At 71.3% G+C, this 25675-nt stretch carries 18 protein-coding genes; 6 read left to right on the top strand and 12 right to left on the bottom strand.

All coding sequences use genetic code 11. The annotated features are described in order from the left end of the window. Positions 1-67 precede the first annotated feature (67 nt). Complete coding sequence (gene purH / locus WH85_RS30660; protein ID WP_045745529.1) at positions 68-1633, bottom strand: bifunctional phosphoribosylaminoimidazolecarboxamide formyltransferase/IMP cyclohydrolase; 1566 nt, start codon at positions 1631-1633, stop codon at positions 68-70. Next, positions 1630-2247, bottom strand: a complete 618-nt coding sequence (gene purN / locus WH85_RS30655) for a phosphoribosylglycinamide formyltransferase (protein ID WP_045745528.1) — start codon at positions 2245-2247, stop codon at positions 1630-1632. The genes purH and purN overlap by 4 nt, the downstream gene beginning before the upstream one ends. Before the next feature lie 180 nt (positions 2248-2427). Here purN and WH85_RS30650 point away from each other — a divergent pair, with 180 nt between their 5' ends. After that, a complete protein-coding gene (locus WH85_RS30650) occupies positions 2428-2748 on the top strand; it encodes a DUF4190 domain-containing protein (protein WP_045745527.1) in 321 nt (106 codons plus the stop codon). Between the two features lie 93 nt (positions 2749-2841). Here WH85_RS30650 and WH85_RS53845 read toward each other — a convergent pair whose 3' ends face one another. The 4 genes from WH85_RS53845 to icmB form a co-directional block, all read right to left on the bottom strand. Next, complete coding sequence (locus WH85_RS53845) at positions 2842-4605, bottom strand: cell division protein PerM (RefSeq protein WP_211275497.1); 1764 nt, start codon at positions 4603-4605, stop codon at positions 2842-2844. 109 nt (positions 4606-4714) lie between these two features. Further along, positions 4715-5596, bottom strand: a complete 882-nt coding sequence (gene sucD, locus WH85_RS30640) for a succinate--CoA ligase subunit alpha (protein WP_045745526.1) — start codon at positions 5594-5596, stop codon at positions 4715-4717. 4 nt (positions 5597-5600) lie between these two features. Then, positions 5601-6779, bottom strand: a complete 1179-nt coding sequence (sucC, locus tag WH85_RS30635; protein WP_045745525.1) for an ADP-forming succinate--CoA ligase subunit beta — start codon at positions 6777-6779, stop codon at positions 5601-5603. 550 nt (positions 6780-7329) lie between these two features. After that, positions 7330-7734, bottom strand: coding sequence for a coenzyme B12-dependent isobutyryl CoA mutase small subunit (gene icmB / locus WH85_RS30630; RefSeq protein WP_045745524.1), 405 nt, complete (start codon positions 7732-7734; stop codon positions 7330-7332). Positions 7735-8155: 421 nt separating this feature from the next. On the opposite strand from icmB, the gene WH85_RS30625 reads away from it, so the two are divergent. Beyond that, entirely contained in the window at positions 8156-8893 is a 738-nt protein-coding gene (locus tag WH85_RS30625) for a M23 family metallopeptidase (protein WP_045745557.1), read from the top strand. Positions 8894-9242: 349 nt separating this feature from the next. Next, positions 9243-10874, top strand: coding sequence for a M23 family metallopeptidase (locus WH85_RS52420; protein ID WP_211275496.1), 1632 nt, complete (start codon positions 9243-9245; stop codon positions 10872-10874). On the opposite strand, the gene pcrA is transcribed toward WH85_RS52420, so the two are convergent. Further along, positions 10845-13274 (bottom strand): DNA helicase PcrA, encoded by a 2430-nt coding sequence (gene pcrA, locus WH85_RS30615; protein ID WP_245674156.1) that lies wholly within the window; start codon positions 13272-13274, stop codon positions 10845-10847. The genes WH85_RS52420 and pcrA overlap by 30 nt on opposite strands. 167 nt (positions 13275-13441) lie before the next feature. Here pcrA and WH85_RS30610 point away from each other — a divergent pair, with 167 nt between their 5' ends. Together WH85_RS30610 and WH85_RS30605 are read left to right on the top strand one after the other, a co-directional pair. After that, on the top strand, positions 13442-15268 hold the full coding sequence (locus WH85_RS30610) for a bifunctional metallophosphatase/5'-nucleotidase (protein WP_045745523.1): 1827 nt from the start codon (positions 13442-13444) through the stop codon (positions 15266-15268). Positions 15269-15558: 290 nt separating this feature from the next. After that, positions 15559-15834 (top strand): chorismate mutase, encoded by a 276-nt coding sequence (locus WH85_RS30605; RefSeq protein ID WP_245674161.1) that lies wholly within the window; start codon positions 15559-15561, stop codon positions 15832-15834. A gap of 105 nt (positions 15835-15939) precedes the next feature. On the opposite strand, the gene cspE is transcribed toward WH85_RS30605, so the two are convergent. The 5 genes from cspE to WH85_RS30580 form a co-directional block, all read right to left on the bottom strand. Further along, a complete protein-coding gene (gene cspE, locus WH85_RS30600; RefSeq protein WP_045745522.1) occupies positions 15940-16146 on the bottom strand; it encodes a transcription antiterminator/RNA stability regulator CspE in 207 nt (68 codons plus the stop codon). Between the two features lie 298 nt (positions 16147-16444). Then, a complete protein-coding gene (locus WH85_RS30595) occupies positions 16445-19843 on the bottom strand; it encodes an ATP-dependent helicase (RefSeq protein WP_045745521.1) in 3399 nt (1132 codons plus the stop codon). After that, positions 19840-23799, bottom strand: a complete 3960-nt coding sequence (locus tag WH85_RS30590; RefSeq protein ID WP_045745520.1) for an ATP-dependent helicase — start codon at positions 23797-23799, stop codon at positions 19840-19842. Before WH85_RS30590 ends, WH85_RS30595 begins: the two co-directional genes overlap by 4 nt. Before the next feature lie 29 nt (positions 23800-23828). Next, positions 23829-24377, bottom strand: a complete 549-nt coding sequence (locus WH85_RS30585; RefSeq protein WP_045745519.1) for an LOG family protein — start codon at positions 24375-24377, stop codon at positions 23829-23831. Next, the gene (locus WH85_RS30580) at positions 24377-25141 is read right to left on the bottom strand and encodes an LOG family protein (RefSeq protein WP_045745518.1); all 765 of its coding nucleotides are present in this window, start codon (positions 25139-25141) and stop codon (positions 24377-24379) included. Before WH85_RS30580 ends, WH85_RS30585 begins: the two co-directional genes overlap by 1 nt. 251 nt (positions 25142-25392) lie before the next feature. On the opposite strand from WH85_RS30580, the gene WH85_RS50835 reads away from it, so the two are divergent. Then, entirely contained in the window at positions 25393-25575 is a 183-nt protein-coding gene (locus WH85_RS50835) for a hypothetical protein (protein WP_045745517.1), read from the top strand. The last annotated feature ends 100 nt before the right edge of the window (positions 25576-25675 follow it).

Genomic DNA, 25675 nt, shown 5'->3' with positions numbered 1-25675 from the left:
CGCGGGGCTGGGTGATCAACTACCCGGCGGCAGCGGCGCCCGACGGCAGCGGCAGCAGCGTGCGACCTCAGTGGTAGAAGTGGCGGGTGCCCGTGAAGTAGACGGTCAGGCCCGCCTTCTCGGCGGCCTCGATGACCAGGTTGTCGCGGATCGAACCGCCGGGCTGGACGACCGCCTTCACCCCGGCCTCGATCAGCACCTCGAGCCCGTCGGGGAACGGGAAGAACGCGTCGGACGCGGCGACACTGCCGGTGGCCCGCTCGGCGCCGGCCCGGGACACCGCGAGGCGCGCCGAGTCGACCCGGTTGACCTGGCCCATGCCCACACCGACGGTCGCGCCACCGGAGGCGAGCAGGATCGCGTTGCTCTTCACGCTGCGGATGGCCCGCCACGCGAACGCCAGGTCGGCCAGCACCTCGGGCGACGCCGGGGCCCCCGTGGCCAGTTTCCACTGGGACGGGTCGTCGCCCTGGGCGTCGATCCGGTCGGCCAACTGGACCAGCATGCCGCCGCCGACCTGCTTGACCTCCGCCGCCGGCGGGTTCCACGCGGGGGCGACCAGGACGCGCAGGTTCTTCTTCTCCTGGAACAGGGCGAGGGCGGCCGGCTCGAACGACGGCGCGACGACGACCTCGGTGAAGATCTCGGAGAGTTGCTCGGCGAGGGCCAGGGTGACCTCACGGTTGACCGCGACCACGCCGCCGAACGCCGACACCGGGTCGCAGGCGTGCGCCTTGCGGTGCGCCTCGGCCACGTCCGCGCCGACGGCGATGCCGCACGGGTTGGCGTGCTTGATGATCGCCACGCACGGTTCGGTGAAGTCGTTCGCGCTGCGCCAGGCGGCGTCCGCGTCGACGTAGTTGTTGTAGGACATCTCCTTGCCGTGCAGCTGCGTCGCCTGGGCGAGCCCGGCGGGCGCCTCCGGATCGGTGTAGATCGCGGCCTGCTGGTGCGGGTTCTCCCCGTAGCGCAGCACCGACGTCCGCTTGAGCGCGATGCCGGTGAACTCCGGCCACGCCTCGTCGGTCAGGGTGCGGGCGCACCAGTTGGCGACGGCGACGTCGTACTCCGCGATGTCGGCGAAAGCGCGAGCGGCGAGCACCCGGCGCTGCGTCAGCGAGAAACCGCCGTTCTTGGCCGCCTCCACCACCAGGGGGTACGCGTCGACTGAGGTCACCACCGCCACCGAGGCGTGGTTCTTCGCCGCCGCCCGCACCATGGCGGGGCCACCGATGTCGATCTTGGCGATGCAGTCCTCTTCGTCCGCGCCGGACGCGACCGTCTCGGTGAACGGATAGAGGTTGCTGACCAGCAGGTCGAACGGCTCGATGCCCAGGCCGGCGAGCTCCTGCACGTGGCTGTCCAGCCGCAGGTCGGCCAGCAGACCGGCGTGCACCCGCGGGTGCAGCGTCTTGACCCGGTCGCTGAGCACCTCCGGGAACCCGGTGAGCTCCTCGACGCGGGTGACCGGGACACCGGCCTTCTCCACGGTCGACGCGGTCGACCCGGTCGAGACGATCTCCGCACCGGCGGCGTGCAGCGCCTGTGCCAGCTCGACGATGCCGTCCTTGTACCAGACGCTCAGCAGCGCCCGCTTGATCGGACGACGCCCCTCGTCAGATGAGGTGGTCACGGGATACGTACCTTCCTGTCCTCGATGGTCCAGCCCTCGCGGACCAGCCGGCCAACGAACTCGACCAGCTGGGCGCGCTCGGCCACCTTGATCCGCTCGGACAGCGTCTCCTCCGTGTCACCGTCGAGCACGGGAACGCTGGTCTGGGCGATGATCGGGCCGGTGTCGACGCCGGCGTCGACGAAGAAGAGCGTCGCGCCGGTGACCTTGACGCCGTACGCGAGGGCGTCCCGCGGGCCGTGGATGCCCGGGAAGGACGGCAGCAGCGCGTTGTGCGTGTTGATGTAGCGGTCGCCGAAGGACTCCAGGAACCGCTTGCCGACCAGTTTCAGGAAGCCGGCCGAGATCACCAGGTCGGGGCGGTGCTCGGCGACGTGACCGGCCAGCGCCACGTCCCAGTCGTCGCGACTCGGGTATGCCTTCACCGAGTCCACGAAAGTGGGAACGCCGGCCGCGGCCGCGTGCTCGAGACCGGCGATGCCGTCCCGGTCCGCTCCGACGGCGACCACCTCGGCGCCGAACGCCGGGTCACTGGTCGCTTCGAGAAGAGCCTGCAGGTTGCTGCCCGATCCGGAGATGAGGACGACCAGGCGGGCGGGCGCGGGGTCAATCACCTGTGCACCCTATCCGGCACGGGGTGAGGCTGCCGACAACGGGTCAATAAGGGACACCCCGCACCGGGCTGCATCTATTACGCTGCGCGAACAGTTGAAACTGTTTTTGATCGTCGTCGCTCGCGGCGAACTCGGAAGGAACACACCGTGGCATACCCGCCCCCCGCATACGGACCGCCCATGGGCCAGCCGCCGGCCGCCCCGCAGAACGGCTTCGGCATCACCGGCATGGTGCTGGGCATCGTCTCGATCGTCACCGCCTGCTGCCCCTACCTGGGCATCCTGCTGGGTGGCATCGGCCTGGTGTTCGGCTTCCTGGGCAAGAAGAAGGTGTCGACCGGCTACGCCAACAACAACGGTGTCGCGCTGGCCGGCATCATCTGCAGCGCGATCGGTCTCGTGCTGAGCATCATCATCCTGGTCGCCCTGGGCAGCATCGACGTCGACCAGCTCAACAAGTGGGTCGAGGAGCAGCAGCAGATCCAGCAGAGCGGCAACTGACCGCACTGATCGGAGCGGGGCACGCGGTGGTCCGGCGGTCGTCACGACGCCGGGCCACCGGCCTTTTCCGGTACGGGTGAGCCGGTCGCCGTCTCAGGAGCGGCGGGCCGGGGCGAACAGGCGTGCCGAAGCCGTACCGAGCAGCACCGCGACTCCGGCGATCACCGCCGCGACCAGGCCCACCTGGACCGGGTCGGGGCCGATCCGGCTGAGCCGGCCGTCGCCCAGCGCGCCGCCGGACGCCCAGGAGAGCAGCCCCAGCGTCACGCCCGCGACCGGGCCGGAGAGCAGGCTCGCGCCGACGAGCAGCGACCACGACGGTTCCGGGACCTCCGCGCCACGGCGTTTCGGGCGTTGCTGCCGTCCGGGGCCCTGCCGTCCGTGCCGCAGACGCTGGGTGAGCAGCCAGCCCGCCGCGCCGCCGGCGATCACCGGCAGGGTCAGCAGCAGCGCGCCCCACGCGCCCATCGGCCCCGGTGGCAGGCCGGCCAGCAGCGGCAGGGTGGGCAGCGGGCCGACGGTCACCTCGGTCAGCCGGATCGCCGAGTCGGTGCCGAGCGCGAACCCCGGGCCGAGCAGGTAGGCGGTGGACCAGACTGAGGCGTTCACCGCGTACGCGATGCTCAGCAGTGTGATCCCGGCCTGCCCGGCGACCCCGGTGCGGTAGGCGGCGATCATCTCGGCCGCCGATCCGCCGCCGAGGGCCAGTGACAGGCCGCCGGCGACCGCGCCCGCCGCCAGGATCAGGAATGCCGCGACCAGTCCGGATCGGATGCCGTGCCGCAGGATGGGGTGCAGCCTGCGGGCCAGGGTGGAGACCGCGCCGGTGCCGCGCAGCGAGCCGAGGCCCGCCCCGGCGACGCCGAGGACCAGGAAGTGCAGCGCGGCCTCGACGGCCGAGACCTCCGTGCCGCGGCCGTCGACCAGGTGCGCGCCCGCCGTTCCCATCAGGGAGTACGTGACGCCGACGGCGACCGCCACGAGCAGTGCCCGGGGGGCGGACCCGCTGTGCCGGGCACCCATCGCGCGGGTGACGTGCAGTCCCGCCGCGCTCAGCCGCCACACCACCAGGACGGTGAGGAGCAGGGGCGTGATGGCCAGTGGCCCGATCGAGGTGCCGACCGGTACGCCGTGGCCGAGCATCCACCCGGCCAGCCCGGCGTGCGCGGCGCCGCCGATGCCGCCGGAGCCCTCGAGCGTGCGGGCCAGACCGATCACCGCAGCGACCGGCAGGTAGGTGAAGAGGGCCGCCCAGGTGGTGGCGAAGGCGACCGCTATCGGCAGCGGCGCGCGGCTGCTGCGGCGGCTCTCCGGGGGGCGGCGTTGCGAGGGCAGCCGGACGGTCTCCCGGCGGCCGAGCACGGCGTCGTCGACGAGCACGGTCTCGCGCACGTCGGTGACCGGCTCGGTATCGGCCCGCCTGGTGCCGTTCCGCTCGGCGGCGGTCCGGTCGGCGCCGGCTCGCTCGGCGGCGGTCCGGTCGGCGCCGGCTCGCTCGGCGGCGGTCCGGTCGGCGCCAGTCCGCTCGGCGGCGGTCCGGTCGGTGCCAGTCCGCTCGGCGGCGGTCCGGGAGCCGGCCGGGGTGGTGGCGTCCGGCTGCTCGGGGGCCGGGGGTCCGGCGTCCCGTGGCTCGGGAGCCCGGGAACCGCCGTCCCGCGCCTCCCGCGCCCGGACTCGTCTCTCCCGGGTCTCCCGGTCGAAACGCTCGAAGTCGAAGGGTTCGGTGTCTCGGCTGGTGGTGCGGTCCGGCCGGTCGCCCGGGGACAGCGGCTCGGTCTCCCGCACGACGGACTGCAGCGCCTCGGCGACCGCGAAGGGGTCCTCCGAGCCGTCGGGCCGGTCGGTTGTGCTGGGCATCGCGCCTACTTTTTCACGCCACGGCGCCGCATGCGACGCAGAAACAGCGGCGCGCCGCCGATCGGGTCGCGTTCGACCCGGTCAGCGGCGCGCCGTTCGGTCACTGACCTCAGCTCATGATCTCGCGCATGAGCTGCGCCGTCTCACTCGGCGTCTTGCCGACCTTGACGCCGGCCGCCTCGAGCGCGATCTTCTTGGCATCGGCGGTGCCCGCCGAGCCGGAGATGATCGCACCGGCGTGACCCATGGTCTTGCCGGGCGGGGCGGTGAAGCCGGCGATGTAACCGACCACCGGCTTGGTGACGTTCGCCTTGATGAACTCGGCGGCCCGCTCCTCGGCGTCGCCACCGATCTCGCCGATCATGACGATCGCGTCGGTGTCCGGGTCGTCCTGGAACGCCTTCAGCGCGTCGATGTGCGTGGTCCCGATGATCGGGTCGCCACCGATACCGACGGCGGTGGAGAAGCCGAACTCCCGCAGCTCGTACATGAGCTGGTAGGTCAGCGTGCCGCTCTTGCTGACCAGGCCGATCCGGCCCTGCGGGGTGATGTCGGCCGGGATGATGCCGGCGTTGGAGGCGCCCGGCGAGGCGATGCCCGGGCAGTTCGGGCCGATGATCCGGGTCTTCTCGCCCTTGGCCACGTTGTACGCCCAGAAGGCCGCCGAGTCCTGCACCGGCACACCCTCGGTGATCACGATGGCGAGGCCGATCTCGGCGTCGATCGCCTCGAGGACCGCGGCCTTGGTGAACGCCGGCGGCACGAAGATGACCGACACGTCCGCGCCGGTCTCCTTGATCGCCTCGGCGACCGTGGCGAAGACGGGCAGCTCGGTGCCGTCGAAGTCGACCTTGGTACCGGCCTTGCGCGGGTTCACACCGCCGACGACCTGGGTGCCCGCGGCGAGCATCCGCTTGGTGTGCTTCGAGCCCTCACCGCCGGTGATGCCCTGGACGATGACCTTGGAGTCCTTGGTGAGCCAGATAGCCATTAGTTCACTTCCCCGCAGCCGCGAGCTCGGCGGCGCGCTCGGCCGCCCCGTCCATGGTGTCCACCCGCTCGACCAGCGGGTTGTTGGCGCCGTCGAGGATGGCACGGCCGGCCTCGGCGTTGTTGCCGTCGAGACGCACCACGAGCGGCTTGGTGACCGTCTCGCCGCGCTCGGCGAGCAGGGCCAGGGCCTGGATGATGCCGTTGGCCACCGCGTCACAGGCGGTGATGCCGCCGAACACGTTCACGAAGACGGACTTCACGGACGGGTCGCCGAGGACGATCTCCAGGCCGTTCGCCATCACCTGGGCGCTCGCGCCGCCACCGATGTCGAGGAAGTTGGCCGGCTTGACGTCGCCGTGCCGCTCGCCCGCGTAGGCCACCACGTCCAGGGTCGACATGACCAGGCCGGCGCCGTTGCCGATGATGCCGACCTCGCCGTCCAGCTTGACGTAGTTGAGGTTCTTGGCCTTGGCCGCCTGCTCGATCGGGTCGACGGCGGACTTGTCCTCGAGGGCCTCGTGGTCGGGGTGGCGGAAGCCGCCGTTCTCGTCCAGGGTGACCTTGGCGTCCAGCGCCAGCACCCGGCCGTCGCCCACCTTGGCGAGCGGGTTGACCTCGACGAGGAGCGCGTCCTCGGCGACGAACGCCTGCCACAGCTTCACGGCGATGTCGACGACCTGGTCGGCGACGTCGGCCGGGAACTTGGCGGCGGCGACGATCTCGCGGGCCTTCGCCTCGTCGACACCCTTGCTGGCGTCGATGGCGACCTTGGCGACCCGGTCCGGGTCGGTCTCGGCCACGGTCTCGATCTCCATGCCGCCGGCGACGCTGGCGATGCAGAGGAAGGTCCGGTTGGCCCGGTCCAGCAGGTAGGAGAAGTAGTACTCCTCCTTGATGTCGGCCGTCTCGGCCAGCATCACCTTGTGGACCGTGTGGCCCTTGATGTCCATGCCGAGGATGTCGGTCGCCCGGGCCTCGGCCTCGTCCGCGCCGTCGGCCAGCTTGACGCCGCCGGCCTTGCCGCGGCCGCCGACCTTCACCTGAGCCTTGACGACGACCTTGCCACCGAGGCGCTCGGCGATCGCCCGGGCCTCCTGCGGGGTCTCAGCGACGCCGCCGCCCAGCACGGGCAGGCCGTGCCGTTCGAACAGGTCGCGCCCCTGATACTCGAACAGGTCCACGTGTCTCCTTTCGCTCGCGACGCCAAGCGCCGGCAAGCCGCACCGTTGCGTCCCGACCTGTGTGCGCGGCGCGTCGCAGCAGCGCCGCCAGCGTGAGGATCTTCGGCCCCTCCGCAAGTACGGAATGGCCCTCATCCGCAGAGTAGCGACCGTTTCGACCCCGGTGACCGCGCGGGTGCATGGTGTGCAAGACCACACACCAGTGTGACGAAAACACAGCTCCGGGGCTTTCGTGGCGACCGCGGCGCGAGTGTTCTCACAGGTCGGGTCCGGCCCCTTCGTCCCCACCGGCACCAGGCACGGCGCCCCGGGCGCCGGAGACCCGTGTCGATGTCGCAGAAAAAAGGAACGCGCGTGCGTAACCGGTCCGGCAGGGCGTCGTTGAGTCAGGTGTCGGAGCGCTACGGCGCCCGGCACGCAAGCGGCCGATGCCCTGTCGGTCGAGGGGTGGCGGCGGGGCATCGCGCATAGAGGGGCCGGACGTGTGAGGGGTGCGTCCGGTCCCTCCCCTAATGCACCGACCGCGGGTCAGTGCGGGGAAACAGCCTGATCAGGCAACCGGCGTGGCGACATTCGCCCGTACCCATTCGACGATGGAAGCGGTCGTCGCACCCGGCGTGAATATCCGGGCCACACCGAGTGACGCCAATTCCGCGATGTCGCCGTCCGGAATGATGCCGCCACCGAAAACGACGATGTCCGCCGCGTCACGCTCCGCCAACAACTCCAATACTCTCCGGAAAAGCGTCATGTGTGCGCCGGAGAGAACGGAGAGGCCGATCGCGTCGGCGTCCTCCTGAACGGCGGTCTCGACGATCTGCTCGGGCGTCTGGTGCAGCCCGGTGTAGACGACCTCCATGCCGGCGTCGCGCAGCGCGCGGGCCACCACCTTGGCACCCCGGTCGTGCCCGTCCAGGCCGGGTTTGGCGACGACCACCCTGATCCGTGCTCGCATGTCGACCCCTTCGGGTTCCGGCCCCGGCGTCCGCGCGCCGGCCGGGCCGCACCGAGGTCACCTGAACGAACGGTAACCCGCGCCGCGGGTGCGGGGATAGCCGTACGGTTGGCGCACAGGGGCCACTCAGGAAACGCAATGGTAGCCCCGGTCACATAACCGAGCGCTTTCCGAGCCATTACTCAGGGTTGTGATATCGCCCCTCGGAAAAGGTAACCAATTCGGACAATAGCTGATCAATACTGACCAGGAACTGTCACGAAATTGGCGCTGCGACTTGTGAGGGGGCTGCCGTTTCGTTACCGTGGCCACGGCTGTCGCACAGGTCCCCCCAACCGCAGCAGCCCGGCACACCACAGCTGACGGCACCACGCCGGATGTGTGGAAGCCGCCCGCAATGCCACCGACGGAGGGTTTCTTCGTGCGCCAGCGCTTGTCGTCTGAGCCCGATCGTTATCGCGGCCGCCGCCGCGTGCCCACCCCTCCCCGCAGCCGTTACGCCGCTGTCGTCACCTCCGCCTTCGTCGGAGCCGGTGTCGTCGCCCTGGGCGCAGCTTCCAACCTTCCCGATCAGAAGGCGGTCAACCCGGACGTCCTCCAGGGATTGGAGACCTCTCAGGTCGCCGCCGACGCCCTGGACTCCCGCTCCGACGACACCCGCGCCTCGCGCGGTGAGGACCGCACCGCCGACGCCGCTCTCGAGTCCGAGGTCAACACGGAGGACATCTACCTCCTACCCCTCGACGACTACCAGTTCACGTCGCCCTACGGCATCCGCTTCGGCAAGCTGCACGCCGGCATCGACCTCGCCGCCCCGGAGGGCACGCCCTACAAGGCGGTGCACGGTGGCACGGTGACGGCGGCCGGATACAACGGCGGCTACGGCTACTCGATCACCATCCAGCAGGACGACGGCACCGAGATGATCTACGCCCACTCCCGGCGCCTGCTGGTCGAGAAGGGCGCCACCGTCCAGGCAGGCCAGGTCATCGGCGAGGTCGGCAACACCGGAGCGTCCTACGGAACGCACCTGCACCTCGAGGTCCACGTGAACGGCACCCCGACCGACCCGATCGTCTTCCTGCGCGACCGCGGCGTCGACATCAAGCTGCAGATCGAATCGGTGTATGCGGGCATGGCGGTCGGCGCCGCTTCCTGAGCCACTCCCGTCCGGGCCTCCGCTCCCGCCTGAGCACGCTTCCTGCCCGGGTCGACCGCCGCTTCACGAGCCGCTCCCGTCCGGGTCGCAGCTTCCCCCGCCTGGGCCGCTCCCGTCCGGGCCGCAGCTTCCCCCGCCTGAGCCACTCCCGTCCGGGCCGCAACTTCCCCCGCCTGAGCCACTCCCTGCCGGCTGCCTCCGACCGGCTCTTCCTGATCTTTCCACCCGATCCCCGGCACGAACGGGTTCCGTACGGGTGCAAGTTTGTTGCCGTTCCCGCTCAGCACCCCGCGCCTTCCCGCCGACATGAAACGTGACGACGTAGTCATGGTCGGAAAGGGAGCAACCCGTGGGGCAGGATTCGTCATCCGGACAGGTCGGACGACACCGCAGCGAGCAGCTGCACCGACATCGCGCCGCTTCCAGCGTTCCCGAACTGGTCGCCACCGGTGCCCGTTCCGCGGTCTCGGTCACCGCCATGAGTGCCACCCTGGCCGCCGGCATCGGGGCGATCGGCTCGTCCGCGGCCGCCGCCGAGCCGCTGAGCGGAACCGTCTCCGGCGGGCACACGGCGGCGCACGCCCCGGCCGCCCTGCCGATCGTCCCGCCTCCCTGGGACGCCGCACCGGGCAAGGAGTTCCCCCTCGCCGAACGGATGGCCGCCGAGAATCCGTCGGCGGCCCCGACCCCGTCCGAGGTGCTGCGCAAACCGCTGATCGACCCGGCGTGGACGTTCGCGGACTGGGGTTTCGCGGCGGGCGGTGTCATCCCGGCCGGGATGACCGGATGGGTGCACCCGATTCCCAGCGCGCGCGTCACCTCCTGTTTCGGGCCGCGCTGGGGCCGTCTGCACGCCGGCGTCGACCTGGCCGCCGCGCACGGGACGCCGATCGTGGCGGCCGGCGCGGGAGTGGTGGTGTCCGCCCGGGTCGAGAACGGGTACGGCAACGCCGTCCTGATCGATCACGAGGACGGGTATCTCACCCACTACGGGCACATGGCGGTGATCGGCGTGATCGCGGGCCAGCGGGTGGTGGCCGGGCAGCGGATCGGCGACGAGGGCTCGACCGGCCGGTCCACCGGTCCGCACCTGCATTTCGAGGTGCATCAGGGGTATTACCAGAATCCGATCGAGCCGACCTCGTGGATGCGTGCGCACGGCGTCGAGATCACCGGGTGTCCGGCGCCGGTCAGCGGTTCGGCTAACTTCCCGGCCGTCGAACCGGGGAACCCGCTTCTCGACGCTCCGAAGAACCCGGCAGACTCGCAGCTGAGGACGCCGGCGAAGGCACCGGGGAAGGCACCGGCGAAGATGCCACCGAGGACGATCCCGGAGAATGCCCCGCCTGCTGTCCCGTCGGTCGTCCCGAAACGCGTCCCTGTCCGGACCACCGCGACCGGCACCACCGCAACCCGGACAGTCGTGACCGGTACGGACACGACCGACACGGGTGCTGCTGGCACGGGTTTTGCTGGCACGGGTGTTGCTGGCACCGAGGCGACCGCGGAAGCCCGGCCGCCGCAGCAGGCGCCGGTGGTGGCGCCCAAGCACGCACGGGACACCACGACGGCACGGGAACCCCGGCACGCGGCGCAACCGGACACGATCGAGGCGCCGAAACACGCACTCGAAGCCGCCCCGGCCCCTCAGACCGCACCCGCGCCCCACGAACAGGCCGGGCCGCAGAAACAGGCCGGGCCGCACGAACAGACCGGGCCGCAAAGACAGGCCGGGCCGCAGAAACAGACCACAGCGCAGCACCAGGCCGCGACCACCACGCAGAAGCAGGCACCTAAGCACGCGCTTCCCGGCGACGAGGATCAGCCCGGGTTCAACGCCTTGGACCCGGCGTTGTGGAAGGCCCCGGCACGGACCGCCCCGCGGCACGCCCGCGACCGGGCCCCGGAAGCGGGCCAGCCGGCGACGCTGGCCACGCTCCTGGGCGCGGCGTCAGAGCTTCTCGATCGGCGCGTGCCGTAATACCAGCCACATCGTCTGGTCACCGAAGTCGATCTGGGCCCGGGCGCCGGGACCGTGGCCTTCCACCGCGACGACCCGGCCCAGACCGTACCGCTGGTGGTTGACCCGGTCTCCGGCGTCCACCTTCGGCGCCTGTTTCTTCAGTTCACTGGCCGTGGACAACTGGGAGGCGTCGATCCCGAGCCGCTCGGCGATCCGCTGTGCTTTGGGCGTACCCCCGGCGAAGCCTCCGCCGCGCTGGCGGTCTCCCCCACCGCGACCACCCACCCCGCCCCCGGTCCCGGACCAGGAGGTGTACGACCCGCCGGTGCGCTCCCAGCGCACCAACTCCGGCGGCAGCTCGTCGGTGAACCGGGACGGCGGGTTGTACTGCGGCTGGCCCCAGGCCGAACGGGTCACCGCGCGGGAGAGGTAGAGCCGCTGGCGGGCCCGGGTGATCCCGACGTAGGCCAGGCGGCGCTCCTCCTCCAGCTCGGTGTTGTCGCCGAGGGCCCGCATGTGCGGGAAGACGCCGTCCTCCAGGCCGCTCAGGAAGACCACCGGGAACTCCAGGCCCTTGGCCGTGTGCAGGGTCATCAGCGTGACCACGCCCTGGTGGTCGGGGTCGTCGCTGGGGATCTGGTCGGCGTCGGCGACCAGCGCGACCTGCTCGAGGAAACCGGCCAGCGACGCCGTCGACGGCGCCTCCGGGTCCGGGTCGTCCCCGGCGGCCAGGGTCTCGACGCGTTCGGTGTATTCGCGGGCGACGCTGACCAGCTCGCGGAGGTTCTCCACCCGGCCCTGGTCCTGCGGGTCGAGGCTCTCCTCCAGCTCGCCGAGCAGGCCGGAGCGCTGCAGGACCGCCTCCAGCACCTCCTCCGGCGGGGCGACGAGCGCCAGTTCGCGCAGGTCGTCGAGGAGCTGCACGAAGTCGGTGATGCTGTTGACCGCGCGGGTGGAGATGCCCGGGGCGTCCTTCGCACGTCGCAGCGCCTGGCCGAACGAGACCCGGTCGCGTCCGGCGAGCGCCTCGATGCACGCCTCGGCCCGGTCGCCGATGCCCCGTTTGGGGGTGTTCAGCACGCGGCGGATGCTGACCGTGTCGTCGTCGTTCACGATCGCGCGGAGGTAGCCCAGCGCGTCGCGGACCTCCTTGCGCTCGTAGAAGCGCACCCCGCCGACCACCTTGTAGGGCAGGCCGACCCGGATGAACACCTCCTCGAACACCCGGGACTGCGCGTTGGTGCGGTAGAAGACGGCCACGTCGCCGGGGCGCACGTCGTGGTTGTCGGTGAGCCGGTCGATCTCGCGGGCCACCCAGTCGGCCTCGGCGTGCTCGGTGTCCGCGACGTAGCCGACGATCTGCTCGCCGGCGCCCTGGTCGCTCCAGAGGCGCTTGGGCTTGCGGGAGGTGTTCCGGTCGATCACCGCGTTGGCGGCGGTCAGGATGGTCTGGGTGGACCGGTAGTTCTGCTCCAGCAGGATGGTGCGGGCCTGCGGGTAGTCGCGCTCGAACTCCAGGATGTTGCGGATCGTCGCACCGCGGAAGGCATAGATCGACTGGTCGGCGTCACCGACCACGCACAGCTCGCTCGGCTCGACCTCGCCGCCCTCGGTGCCGACCAGCTCCCGGATGAGCTGGTATTGCGCGATGTTGGTGTCCTGGTATTCGTCGACCATCACGTGCCGGAACCGGCGGCGGTAGGTCTCGGCGATCATCGGGTGCGACTGGAACAGGTGCACCACGGTCATGATGATGTCGTCGAAGTCCAGCGCGTGCGCCTCACGCAGCCGACGCTGATACAACTCGTACGCCTCGGCGACGGCCCGCTCGTTCGGCCCCTTCGCCTTGTTCTTGTAGTCCTCGGGCTCGATCAGCTCGTTCTTCAGGTTCGACACCTGGGCGGCCAGCCCGCGCGCGGTGTAGCGCTTCGGGTCGAGGTCGAGCTCCCGGGCGACCAGCTGCATCAGCCGGCGCGAGTCGTCCGCGTCGTAGATGGAGAAGGTGCTCTTCAGCCCGGCGTGCTCGTGCTCGGCCCGCAGGATCCGCACGCACGCCGAGTGGAAGGTCGACACCCACATCAGCCGGGCGCGCGGGCCGACCAGCTGGGCCACCCGTTCCTTCATCTCGCCGGCGGCCTTGTTGGTGAACGTGATCGCGATGATCTCGCCGGGATGCACGTCCCGCTCGGCCAGCAGGTAGGCGATCCGGTGGGTCAGCACCCGGGTCTTGCCCGAGCCCGCACCGGCCACGATCAGCAGCGGACCACCGGCATGGGTGACCGCGTCCCGCTGCGGGCCGTTCAGCCCCTCGAGCAGGGTTGCCGGGTCCAGCCGCCGGGGCGCGGGCCGGGGTGTCTCCGGGACCCGCACCGGGGGCAGGGAGAACAGGGCGTCGGAAGGTTCAGAGGAAGGTCGCATCGCCGGGCCAGTGTATGCCGACCCCCCGACAACACTCGTACACCCGGACGGGTCCTTCATCGGCGTTCGGCGATGCGATTCCACCGCGGGGTGGTGGTAATGGATCACCTGATCCACCAGGCTGTCCGGGTTGGTGGAAATCTCTCTCCGAACGGGGGATCGATACGATGGCTTCATCCCAGCGTCTCGCCCTGCCGGTGGCCGTCCTGGCCGCCACCGGCGTGCTCACCGCGCTCCCCGGCAACCCGGGAGCGGCCGCGCCACCCGAGTTCGCCCCGGTGTCCGTCTCGTACGGGACGCCGTCGGGCGGCACGGTGAAGGGGCAGTTCCTCAGTTACAACGACTTCCACGGGGCGATCGACCCGCCGACCGGCAGCGGCGCGGTGGTCAACGCGAGCGGCACGAGCACCCCGGCCGGCGGGGTCGAATACCTGGCGACGTATCTCAAGACGCTGCGCGCCGAGGCACGGGCCGAGGGCCGCACCACGATCACCGCCGGGGCGGGTGACCTGATCGGGGCGACGCCGCTGGTCAGTGCCGCCTTCCACGACGAGCCCACGATCGAACTGATGAACCAGGTCGGCCTTCAGGTCAGCTCGGTCGGCAACCACGAGTTCGACGAGGGTGTGAGCGAACTGCTCCGCATCCAGCGCGGCGGCTGCCACCCCACCGACGGCTGCCAGGACGGCGACGGATTCGCCGGCGCGAAGTTCAAATATCTCGCCGCGAACACCATCGACAACAAGACCGGCCTGCCGATCCTGCCGCCCATCGACATCAGGTACGTCGGGGGCGTGCCGGTCGGGTTCATCGGCATGACGCTCGCCGGCACCCCGCGCATCGTCAACCCGGCCGGCATCACGAACGTGCACTTCACCGACGAGGTGGAGACCGCCAACAAGTGGAGTGGCCTGCTCAAGGCCTTCGGCGTGAAGGCGCAGGTGCTGCTGCTGCACGAAGGCGGCTCGCAGGCGTCGGCCACACCCACCCCGGGCGTCTCCGACTGCACCGGGTTCACCGGTCCGGTGGTGCCGATCGTGGCCGGGCTCAACCCGGAGATCGGCATCGTGATCTCCGGTCACACGCACCGGTTCTACTCCTGCGCGCTACCGAACGCCGCCGGCGCCGACACGGTCGTGACCAGCGCCGGAAGCAACGGGCAGCTGATCACCGACATCGACTGGAGCATCGACCGCAGGACCGGGCGGTTCGCCACCGTCACCGCGCGGAATGTGATCGTGGAGAACGGCGTACCGGACGGCAACGGCGGCTGGGTCAAGGACGCCACCGGGGCGTACGCCAAGAATCCGGACACCGTGGACGCCGCCGCCGAGAAGGTCGCCGACAAGTACCGGACGGCGGTCGCCCCGATCGCGAACCGGCTCGTCGGCAGCATCAGCGCCGACATCAGCCGGACCGCGAACCCGGCCGGGGAGAGCCCGCTCGGCGACGTGATCGCGGACGCGCAGCTGGCGTACACGCAGAGCGCCGGGGCACGGATCGCGCTGATGAACCCGGGCGGCATCCGGGCCGACCTGGACGCCGACCAGTCGTCCGGCGGGGAGGCGTACGGGCAGGTCACCTACGGCGAGGCGTTCACCGTCCAGCCGTTCAACAACCTGGTGGTCACCCAGAGCCTCACCGGGGCACAACTCAAGGACGTCCTCGAGCAGCAGTTCGTGGGCTTCGGCGGGCAGACCGCCCAGCGGATCCTGCAGGTGTCGGCGGGACTGACCTACACCTGGTCGGCGTCCGCCCCGGCCGGCGCCAAGGTCAGCGCACTGCAGCTGAACGGGACGGCGGTCGACCCGGCCGCGAACTACCTGGTCACCACCAACGACTTCCTGGCCAACGGCGGCGACGGATTCAGCAACCTGACGCTCGGGACAGGACGGGTCACCGCGCCCGGATTCGACGTGGACGCGCTGGTGGCGTACCTGGCGACCGGCCCGGTCGCACCCGGCCCGGCGAACCGGATCAGCACCACCGGATGACCAACCGGCGGCCAACCGCACATCGGCCGCCATCACCCGGACGACCAGCACAAACCATCCCAAGGTTCGGGCGGTTTCCTTGCGGCCCGGTCCAGGGGCGGGGCATACTCGGCTCGTGATCCAGCGGGCGCGATTTTTCTACTACGGCACCGGAGGCCCGGCAGCCGTAGGTCGCCCCTGAACGTCAGACCTACATCAAGCCCCGGGCTTCACCGCCCGGGGCTTGATGCTGCCCGGGCCGGTTCGACCGGGGCGTGAGCACCCGAGGAGCAGACATGACCGCCGACGTGATGGACCAGAACACCGGAGCAGGCGCGGCACCCGCCGCCGACGCGATCCGGGGCAAGCGCGAACGCATCGACGAGATCGACCAGACGATCATCGATCTCTGGCTAGAGCGCGCGAAGATCTCCCAGGAGGTCGGCAAGACCCGGATGGCCAGCGGCGGCACCCGCCTCGTGCTGGCCCGGGAGAAGGAGATCGTCGACCGTTTCCGGGCCGCGCTCGGCCCGGACGGGACGCAGGTCGCGCTGCTGCTGCTGCGCTCCGGCCGCGGACCGCTGTAACCCCACCTCAACGGCATCGGCGCCGCACCCGGAAACGGGTGCGGCGCCGATCGAGTTACACGGTTCCCGTGGGCTGCTCACGCAGCCCAGCGGTTCAGCCGCGAATCAGGAAGCGGAACGGATGTTCGCGGCCTGCGGGCCCTTCTGGCCCTGGGTCACCTCGAACTCCACACGCTGGTTCTCCTCCAGGCTGCGGTAGCCCGACATCTGGATCGCGCTGAAGTGGGCGAAAACGTCGGCGCCGCCGTCGTCCGGGGTGATGAACCCGAAGCCCTTGTCCGCGTTGAACCACTTCACAACGCCGGTAACCATGATCGTCTCCTCGACGGTCGATCGTTGCCGACCTCTGTGGCCGGCAACGAGGTGGTAAGACCCCACATCTCGTGGGACTCGTGTCGCCGTACTGATCGCCCGTCCGGGAGAAGACCCGGGTTACGACAAAGAGCGCCTCGGGCAGACTTCCCCACAGGCGCTCCTGAGTACTTGGGAACCAAACTGACAACGCTCGCGAGCCTAGCACGGCGAGAAGGGCGGGGAAGCCCTCGGCGGGCAAGTCGCACGTCAGCCCACAATGGCGGGTTTTACCTGGTTAACGCGGTGCAGCCGCCCCTCAGACCTCCACCGGAACGTCCTCGATCAGGGCGGCCAGCGCGACCGCGTCGAGCAGATCCGCCGGTCGGACGGTGACCTGCTCCTTCACGTAATGGAAGCCGGCCCGGACATGATGCAGCGGGACCCCCGCCAACGACGCCCACGCGATCCGGTACGCCGCCAGCTGCACCGCCGCCGCCTCGGCCTCGGCACCGGACGGGCGCCTGCCGGTCTTCCAGTCGATCACGTCGAACCGGTCGTCCGAGTCGGCGAAGACGGCATCCATCCGCCCGCGAACGACCACACCCGCGATCGTCGTCGCGAACGGGACCTCCACCTCGACCGGCGTCCGGTCGGCCCACTCCCCGGTCAGGAACGCCTCCTGAAGCGCCACCAGCTCCTCGTCACCGGCGGCATCGTCGTCGGCCGCACCGGGCAGCTCGTCGATGTCGATCAGGCGGGCCGACCCGAAACGCTGCTCGAGCCAGGCGTGGAAGGCGGTGCCCCGGCGGGCCTGCGGCGCCGGGCGCTGCGGCAGCGGACGGCGCAGCGAACGGGCCAGGGCCTGCTGATCCCGGCGCAGCACGACCAGCTGCGAGACCGACAGGTGCGGTGGCACCACGACCTCCAGCGGCCCGTCGTGGTGGAGCAGCTCGGCACGCTCGGCCAACAGGAGACGGGCCTCCTTGCGCCAGCGGACGATGTCGGCGTCCTCCTCGGCGGCGTCCTCGCCCATCCGGGCTCCGTGGCCCGCCAGACCGGCGGCGTCCGCAGCCAGACCGGCCCGGGCGGCCACCTCCGGGTCGGCGCCGGCCAGCTCGGCGAACGCCTCGGCGGTCCCGGCGTCCGGGTCGACGATCATGCGGCGGATCAGATCGGCGGCCGCGGCCATCGCCGGACGCCGCAGACCCAGCGGGTCCGCAGGCCACTCGGCGCTCGCCACCACCTGCTCGCTCGGGTTCGCGGCACCGGGCGCGGGCTCCGGCGTCCACACGTCGACCACCCCGGCACCGTCCGCACACGCCGCACGGATCTCGTCGAGGAAGACCGACGGCCCACGGGGCCGCTTCACCCCGTCCCCCCACCAGTAGCCGGAACAGAGCAGCAGCCGCCGCGGCCGGGTGACCGCCACATAGGCCAGGCGGCGCTCCTCCCGCACATCGTGCTCCCGCCAGAGACGACCGAAAGTGGTCAGCGCCGCGAAGACGTCCTTCTGCTCGACCGCGTCGGACAGATCCAGTTCGGGCAGACCGGACGCGTCACCCCGCAACGGGAACGGCAACACCCCGATGCCACCGAGATAGTGATCCGAAGCGCGGGCCATCCCCGGCCAGACCCCCTTGCAGAGCCCGGCGACCGCGACGACGTCCCATTCCAGGCCCTTCGCGGCGTGCGCGGTGAGGATCTGCACCGCGCCCTCGACCACGTCGACCTGCCCCGGCTCCAGGCCGCGCTCCTCCTCCTCGGCCGCGGCCAGGAAAGCCAGGAAACCGGCGACCGTGCCACTCTCGTTCTCACTGGTGTAGCGGGTGGCCGCCGCGCCGAGCGCATCCAGATGCCCGCGGGCCAGACCGGCGTCCCCGGCCGCCCAGCCGCGCACCGCGACCTCCACGTCCAGGCCGATGGTGCGTTCGATGTCGGCGAGCAGATCGGGCAGCGGCTGGTCCAGGCGCTGCCGCAACGAGCGCAACTCTCCGCTGTACGCGACCAGCCGCGGGAACCCCTCGGACGAGTACTGGAGCGGGGAACCCAGGTCGGCCATCGCCTCCACCAGCGACGCGTCGTCCAACCGGTCCGCGGTCACCTCGTCCTGCTCCGCCCCGGCGGGGGTCGCGGCCGCCCGGTCCGCCGCGAGAGCCCGTGCCCGGCGGTGCAGGGCCACCAGGTCCCGCGGGCCGATCCGCCACCGTGCCCCGGTGAGCAGCCGCAGCAACGCGGCGCCGTCCGCCGGATCGGCGAGGACGCGCAGCGTACACACGACGTCCCGGACCTCGGGAGTGTCCAGCAGGCCGCCGAGACCGACCACCTCGACCGGTAGCCCCCGGGCCCGCAACGCCTCCTCGATCACCGGGATCTGGCTGCGCACCCGCACCAGCACGGCACTGGTCGGACGCGACTCGAGCGGGATCTCGGCGGCCGGCGCCTCCCGCATCCCGGCGGCCAGCCGCCACGCGGTCAGCATCGAGTCACCGATCCACTCGGCCTCTTCGGCGTACGTCGGAAGCAGCGCACACGTGACCGTGCGGCCACCGACCGGCTCGGCCACCCGGTCGGCCGGCTGCAACTCGGTGACCCCGGCCCGCAGCGTGGCGGACAGCACGTTGGCCACCCGGAGGATCTCCGGACGGTTACGCCAGCTCTTGGAGAGACTGCGGGTCCACGCCGGCCGGCCGTCGGCACCGGTGAAATCCACCGGGAAACGCTCGAGCGTGCCCGCCGACGCCCCCCGCCAGCCGTAGATCGACTGGCACGGGTCACCGACCGCGGTCACCGGATGCCCGCCACCGAACAGATTGTTCAGCATGGTCACCTGGGCGTGACTGGTGTCCTGGTACTCGTCGAGGAGCACGATCCGGAACCGGCCGCGCTCGACCTCACCGACCTCGGGATGATCGCGGGCGACCAGCGCGGCACGAGCCATCTGATCGCCGAAATCCATCGCCTCCAGGCCGAGTTTGCGCTGTTCGTAACGGCGGACCAGCGGAAGCAGCGTGAGCCGGTGCTGCTGGCGGCGCAGCATCTCGGTGACGTCCTTGTAGACCCGCCCCGGATACTCCTGCACCTCGGCGAAGAACCGCCCGGTCCAGGCGGCCAGATCGTCCGGGCCGACCAGATGCTCGGCCATCTCGGCGGAGAGCGCCAGCACATCGTCGGTGACGGTGCCGGGCGCGCGGTTCACCCCGGTCATCTCACCGGTGTACGAGCGGACGAGCGAGTCCACGATCTGCCAGCGGGCGGCCTCGGTGAGCAGACGGGCGGACGGCTCGTACCCGGCGCGCAGACCGTGCTCGGTCACCACCCGGGCGGCATAGGCGTGGTAGGTCGAGATGGTGGCCTCGCCGGTGAACGCGTCGTCGCGGCCGAGGCGGCGGACCAGCTGACCGAGCCGGGCACGGACCCGGTGCGCCAGCTCACCGGCGGCCTTGCGGGTGAAGGTGAGGCCGAGGATCTCGCCGGGAAGCGCATACCCGTTGGCGACCAACCACACCACCCGGGAGGCCATCGTCTCGGTCTTGCCCGAACCGGCGCCGGCGACCACGAGCAGCGGCTCCACCGGCGCCGCGATGATCGCCTCCTGTTCGCTGGTGGGCGGCGGCAGGCGCAGCAGCCGGGCCAGCTCGCCGGGGGTGTAGCGGGGGCCGGCGTCGGCCCGCCGCCGGGGACGGGGCACGTCGGGGAAAAGACTCGGCTGGCTCACGGCTCCACCACCTGACGGCCCTTGCCGGAGATCGGGCAACTGGTCCGGACAGGGCAGACCCGGCATCGGCTGTTCGCCACCGCGGAGAAGGTGGACGCGGCCATCGTCTCGGCGGTACGGCGGACCATCGCGTACGCCCACTGCGGGTCGGTCGCCTCGGTGATCGGCAACTGCATCTGCTCCCGGGCGTCCTTGCCCGGACCGAGCTGCACCAGGGCCGCGCCGCCGCTGTCGGTGCCGTAGTCGGCGAACGCCCCGGCGTCGACAGCCGCCTGATAGCCGGCGAGCTGCGGGTTCTCCGCAACGTCAGCGCCGGAGACGGCGGTGGTCTTGCCGGTCTTCAGGTCGATGACCACCAGCCGCCCCTCCTCGTCGATCTCCAACCGGTCGACCCGGCCGGTGAGCTGGATCGGCCGTTGCTCGTCCTCCAGCCGCACGGTGAACTCGTGCTCGATCGCGAGCAGCCGCCGCGGGTTGACCGCCAGCCAGCGCAGCAGTTTGTCGACCATGCCCTGGGCGCGTTCCTGCTCCGGGCCGGCCAGCCAGCGCGCGGCCAGCTCGATCGAGTCGAAGCGGGCGGAGACGTACTCGACCAGTTTCTCCCGGTCGGCGTTGGCGTCCTCGGCCAGCATGGCGGCGGCGTGCACCAGGTTGCCGATGCCCTGCGCCGGACCGGCCGGTGCCGCCCCGCCGTGCCGTTCGAGCAGCCAGCGCAGGCTGCACCGCAACGCGCTCTCCATGTTGGAGGGGGTGACCTTCACCGGTTGGCCCTCGTCGACGAGCGGCCGGTCGTCGGAGAGCGGCCGCAGCCCCCACCACTCGTCGGGATGAGCACCCGGCACCCCGGCCGCCGCCAGACGGGCGAGCTCCCGAGCGGCGGCAAACCGCCGTCGCGGCGTCGACCCCTCCGAGATGATCACGGTACGCAACTCGGCCACCAACGACGCCAGTGTGAGAGCCCGGGGCGGCCGCCCCACCGGAAGCTCAGCTTCCTCCCCGTCGTCGCCCTCGTGCCCCGCACCGTTCTCGCCGCGAGAATCGCCGCCGTCGGCTGCGGGCCGATCGGCGTTGGTAGCGGGGTCGATGAGGTCGCCGGCTGCGGGGTCGGTGGCGTCGGTGGCGTCGGTGGGTTCGCCGACAGCGGATTCGGTGACCGGGCCGACGGGGTGATCGGCGTGGCCGGGGTCGGCGGCGGCGAACTCGGTGCTGCCGTCGAACTCGTCGGCACCAGGGTCAGTGGGTTCGGTGACCATGGGTTCGGCGACCGCGGGTTCGGTGGTATCGGTGGCGGGGTCGATCGGGTCGTCGGCGTCGTCGGGTTCGGTGGGGACGCCGGTGGCCCACAGATCGTCGTCGGGGCTCGGAGGCCCGGGCATCGGTCCGGTCGGGCCGCCCGTCCCGTCGCCCTCCGGACCGTCGTCGCGGCCGCCGCCCGGCTGGGCGATCGGCAGGGCCAGTTCGGTCAGGAAACGGCTTGGTTGTTCCTCGCCGGCCGCGCCGCCGACGCCCGACGACGCCACCGCGGTCACCACGAGACGGCGCCGGGCGCGGGTGATCGCCACATAGAACAGGCGGCGTTCCTCGTCGAGCAGCGCCGACGTCTCGCCCGCCACCGCGGCCGGGCCCGAGGCGGGACGGCCGGCCAGCACGTCGACCAGGCGTTCCGAACCGAGCAGGCTGCCGCGCAGGCGCAGGTCGGGCCAGATGCCCTCCTGGACGCCGGCAAGGACCACGACGTCCCACTCCAGGCCTTTCGCCGCGTGCGCGGTGAGCAGCCGGACCGCCTCACCCCGGTCGGCGCTGGGCGCGATCGAGTCGGCCGGGAGGTCCTGCCCGAGGACGTGGTCGATGAAGACCTCGGCGCCCGCGCCGGGCAGCCGGTCGACGAACCGGGCGGCCGCGTCGAAGAGCACCACCATGGCGTCCAGGTCGCGGTCGGCGGCCTCGGCACGCCACTGACGGGCCCGGCCCACCTCCCGGTGACCGGCGGCGGGGGTGGCACCGGTGCTCATCGCGAACCACCGGTCGGCCAGGCCGCTGGCCCGCCACACGGTCCAGAGCACGTCCTCGGCCGAGGCGCCCGGTACGGCGGCGGTCTCGCGTCCGACCCGCAGCAGCCGGGCGACCGTCTGGGCGGGCCGGGCCCAACGCCGTTCGACCAGGTCCAACCCGGCCGGGTCGCGCAGCGCGTCGACGAGCAGCTCACCGGAGGGCCGGCGGTCACCGGCGGCCAGGGCGAGGGCGCGGAGTCCCTGCCGCAGGCGGCGTTCGGCGAGCGGGTCGGCGCCACCGAGCGGCGAGTGGAGCAGGGCGACCGCGGCCTCCTCGTCGAGAATCCGCTGGTCGAGGGCGCAGCGCAGGAGCAGCAGGAACGGCGCGACCGCGGGCTGCAGGTGCAGCGGCAGGTCCTCGGCGTGCACCACGGTCGGCACCCCGGCGGCGGCGAGCGCCCGCTGCACCGTCGGTTGCTGCAACGAGGTGGACCGCATCAGCACTGCCATCCGCGACCACGGGATGCCGTGCAACAGGTGTGCCTCGCGGAGCGCATGCGCGATGAACGCCGTCTCAGCGGCCGGCGACCGAAAAGTCCGCACCACCGCCTCCGCCGTGAGCCGCTCCTCCTCCGGCTCGGCCGTGGACCGCTCCTCCCCCGGCTCGGCCGTGGACCGCTCCTCCGCCGGCTCCGCCGTGGACCGCTCCTCCACCGCCTCCGCCGTGGACCGCTCACCAGCCACGCCGGCGGCGGCACCCGAACCGGAGACAGCGCCCGAGCCGTCAGAGACGGCACCCGAGCCGCCGGAGACAGCACCCGGCCGAGGCGAGACCTCGCCCGGATCTCCCGGCGAGGCGGAAGGAGCCGGCGGGAACATCGGCCGATGACCGATCGCCCCCCGCATCCGGCGAGCCACCCGCCCCGTAGCCGACAGCAACGGCGCCGCGATCCGATAGTTCGTATGCAGGGTGATCGTCGGCGCCGGCTCCCCCGAGACCGTCCGGAACTCGTCTGGGAAGGTCGCCACCACTCCCGGCTCGGCACCGCGGAACCCGAACACCGACGAGTCCGGGTCGGCGAACGCCACCAGCGGCGTCCCCCCGCCCGCGACCAGCGACAGCAGCTCGATCTGGGCCGGGTCGGTCTCGGCCAGCTCGTCGACGTAGACGAACGACAACCGCCGGCGTTCGGCCGCCAGCAGGACGGGGTCGTCGGCGAGCAGCCCGGAGGCGGCCCGGACCAGTTCGGCCGGGTCGTAGGCGGCCGATCCCCGGGTGGTCACGTCCCGCAGGGCCAGCACCGCGACATACTCCCGGAGGAAGCGGGCCGCGGCCGGCCAGTCGTCGCGACCGAGGCGTTCGCCGAGTTGGGCGAGCCGGACCGGGCCGATGCCACGCTCGGCGGCGCGCTGCATCAGGTCGCGCAGCTGCTGGGCGAACGCCTTGGTGGGCAGGGCCGGCCGGAGCGCGTCCGGCCAGCCGATGGCGTCGGGGGTCTCCGGGTCGCCGACGGCGGACAGCAGCTCCCGGATGATCAGGTCTTGTTCGGGACCGGTGAGCAGCCGCGGCGACGGCTCGCCCCGTTCGGCCGCGGCCCGGCGCAGCAGACCGAACGCATACGCATGAAACGTCCGCACCAGCGGCTCGTGCACGATGCGCCCGGGGTTGTCGGCGATCCGCGCCTCGATGCCGTCCCGCAGGGACGCGGCGGCGCGGCGCCCGAACGTGAGCACCAGGATCCGTTCCGGGTCGGCCCCCTCGGCGATGCGCGCGGCGACCGACTCGACGAGCACGCTGGTCTTGCCGGTGCCGGGACCGCCCACGACCAGCAGCGGACCGCTGGTGTGCCCGGCGATCCGGCGCTGGATGTCGTCGGCCGGCAACGCGGGCACGACCGGGCGGGGACGCCGCACCAGGCGATAGGCCGGCCGGCGCACCGGGGACTGGGGGGCCGGCGTGCTCACGGCATCTATGAGAGCACGCCGGTATGACGTTATTCGCCCAGGACCTGCTCGATCACATCGAGAGCCTCGGGGACGGAGCGTGTCACCCGGAGCATCTCCATCGCGGCGGGGCGGACGAACTTGTCGTCGACCAGGCCGCCGAGCCAGGTGACCAGGCCGTCGTAGAAGCCGTCCGGGTCGAGCAGGACGATCGGTTTGCGGTGTACGGCCAGGGTCGCGGTGGTCCAGACCTCGAACAGTTCGTCGAGGGTGCCGAGGCCGCCGGGCAGGGTGATGAACGCGTCCGAGCGCTCGATCATCACGTTCTTGCGGGCGCCCATGTCGGTGGTGACGACGAGTTCGTCCGAGGCGATGTCGGCGACCTCCAGGTCGACCAGACACTGCGGGATGATGCCGAGGGTGTGCCCGCCGGCGGAGCGGGCGCCGTCGGCGACGGTGCCCATCATGCCGACGCAACCGCCGCCGGAGACCAGGGTGTGCCCGCGTTCGGCGAGGGCCCGGCCGGTTTCGGTGGCCAGGTCGAGCCAGCGCTGTTCGAGGGTGGTGGAGGAGGCGCAGAACACGCAGATGGCGGCCATCAGTGGGTGTCCCGTTCGTCGGCGTCCATGATGATCCGGACCGCTTCGGCGACGTCGTCGGTGACCTGGATCAGGTCGAGGTCCGCCGGGCTGATCTTGCCGTCGTCGAGCATCCGGGTCTTCATCCAGTCGAGCAGGCCGCTCCAGTAGTCGACGCCCATCAGGATCACCGGGAAGCGGGTGACCTTCTTGGTCTGCACCAGGGTGATCGCCTCGAACAGTTCGTCGAGGGTGCCGTAGCCGCCGGGCAGCACGATGAAGGCCTGCGCGTACTTGACGAACATGGTCTTGCGGACGAAGAAGTAGCGGAAGTCGATGCCGACGTCCACCCAGTCGTTGAGGCCCTGTTCGAAGGGGAGTTCGATGCCGAGGCCGACGGACATCCCGCCGGCTTCGGTGGCGCCACGGTTGGCCGCCTCCATCACGCCCGGACCGCCACCGGTGATCACCGCGTACCCGGCATGGGCCAGGGCGGCGCCGACGCTCTCGGCCAGTTCGCACTCGTAGCTGTCCGGGCGGCTGCGGGCCGAGCCGAAGACACTGACCGCGGGCGGCAGGTCGGCCAGGGTGTCGAAGCCCTCGACGAACTCGGAGAGGATCCGCAGGGCACGCCAGGCGTCCTTGGTCTTCCACTCCCCGCGGTGGGGTGAGTCGAGCAGTTTGGCGTCGGCGGTGCTGGGTGGGATGGCATCCCGGCGCAACGTGACCGCGCCGCGGTGACGTTCCGGGGACGCCGGCGGTCGCCCGTTGGTGCTCTCCGTCATGCCACCAAGGTAGTGCGGACGGTCAGGACCCGGTGAACAACGGGCTGCGTTTCGGCAAGAGCATTGCGACCCGCAGACCTTTTTGCCAGATTGAAGCAACCGACGGTAGCTCTGTTACGTCTTTTCAGTTACCGGGCTCTTCAGTTATCAGGCTCTTCAGTTACCGGGCCATGCACAGTTACCGACCGCGACCACGCGGCAGGCACGGGTTTCGCCCGGCCTGACCGGGTGCCGGCGAAGGAGCGGCCACCGTGACGAACCGATTCGAACGCCTCAAGATGCAGCGCCGCATGCAGCGCCGGATCCGCCTGGTGGTGGAGGAACGGCGGGTCGCCTTTGCGGCCCGCGACGCCTCCGATCAGGCGATGGATCCGGAAACGACGATCGAGATAACGCCCGCGGCGATAGGCCGGGTCGCCGTTCCCCACATCTAGTCGCAACGCCGTTCAGTTAGGCGTTGGTGTGGCTGGTCAAGGGGTGTGTTGATCGGGGAGTAAGAAGCGGAGTTCCGGTATCAAGGTTTGTCACTCCAAG

The organism is Actinoplanes rectilineatus, from assembly GCF_000962825.1.
Classification (GTDB): Bacteria; Actinomycetota; Actinomycetes; order Mycobacteriales; family Micromonosporaceae; genus Actinoplanes; species Actinoplanes rectilineatus.
The sequence above is the reverse complement of the archived record's forward strand: the minus strand, read 5'-3'. Positions and strand labels throughout refer to the sequence as shown.

Coding starts and splice junctions, on each gene's coding strand:
- cspE (WP_045745522.1), bottom strand. CDS start 16,146: ATGGTTACCGGCGTTGTGAAGTGGTTCAACGCGGACAAGGGCTTCGGG.
- icmB (WP_045745524.1), bottom strand. CDS start 7,734: ATGCGAGCACGGATCAGGGTGGTCGTCGCCAAACCCGGCCTGGACGGG.
- WH85_RS30585 (WP_045745519.1), bottom strand. CDS start 24,377: ATGGCCGCCATCTGCGTGTTCTGCGCCTCCTCCACCACCCTCGAACAG.
- pcrA (WP_245674156.1), bottom strand. CDS start 13,274: ATGCGACCTTCCTCTGAACCTTCCGACGCCCTGTTCTCCCTGCCCCCG.
- WH85_RS30605 (WP_245674161.1), top strand. CDS start 15,559: ATGGACCAGAACACCGGAGCAGGCGCGGCACCCGCCGCCGACGCGATC.
- WH85_RS53845 (WP_211275497.1), bottom strand. CDS start 4,605: ATGCCCAGCACAACCGACCGGCCCGACGGCTCGGAGGACCCCTTCGCG.
- WH85_RS30580 (WP_045745518.1), bottom strand. CDS start 25,141: ATGACGGAGAGCACCAACGGGCGACCGCCGGCGTCCCCGGAACGTCAC.
- WH85_RS30650 (WP_045745527.1), top strand. CDS start 2,428: ATGGGCCAGCCGCCGGCCGCCCCGCAGAACGGCTTCGGCATCACCGGC.
- sucD (WP_045745526.1), bottom strand. CDS start 5,596: ATGGCTATCTGGCTCACCAAGGACTCCAAGGTCATCGTCCAGGGCATC.
- WH85_RS30610 (WP_045745523.1), top strand. CDS start 13,442: ATGGCTTCATCCCAGCGTCTCGCCCTGCCGGTGGCCGTCCTGGCCGCC.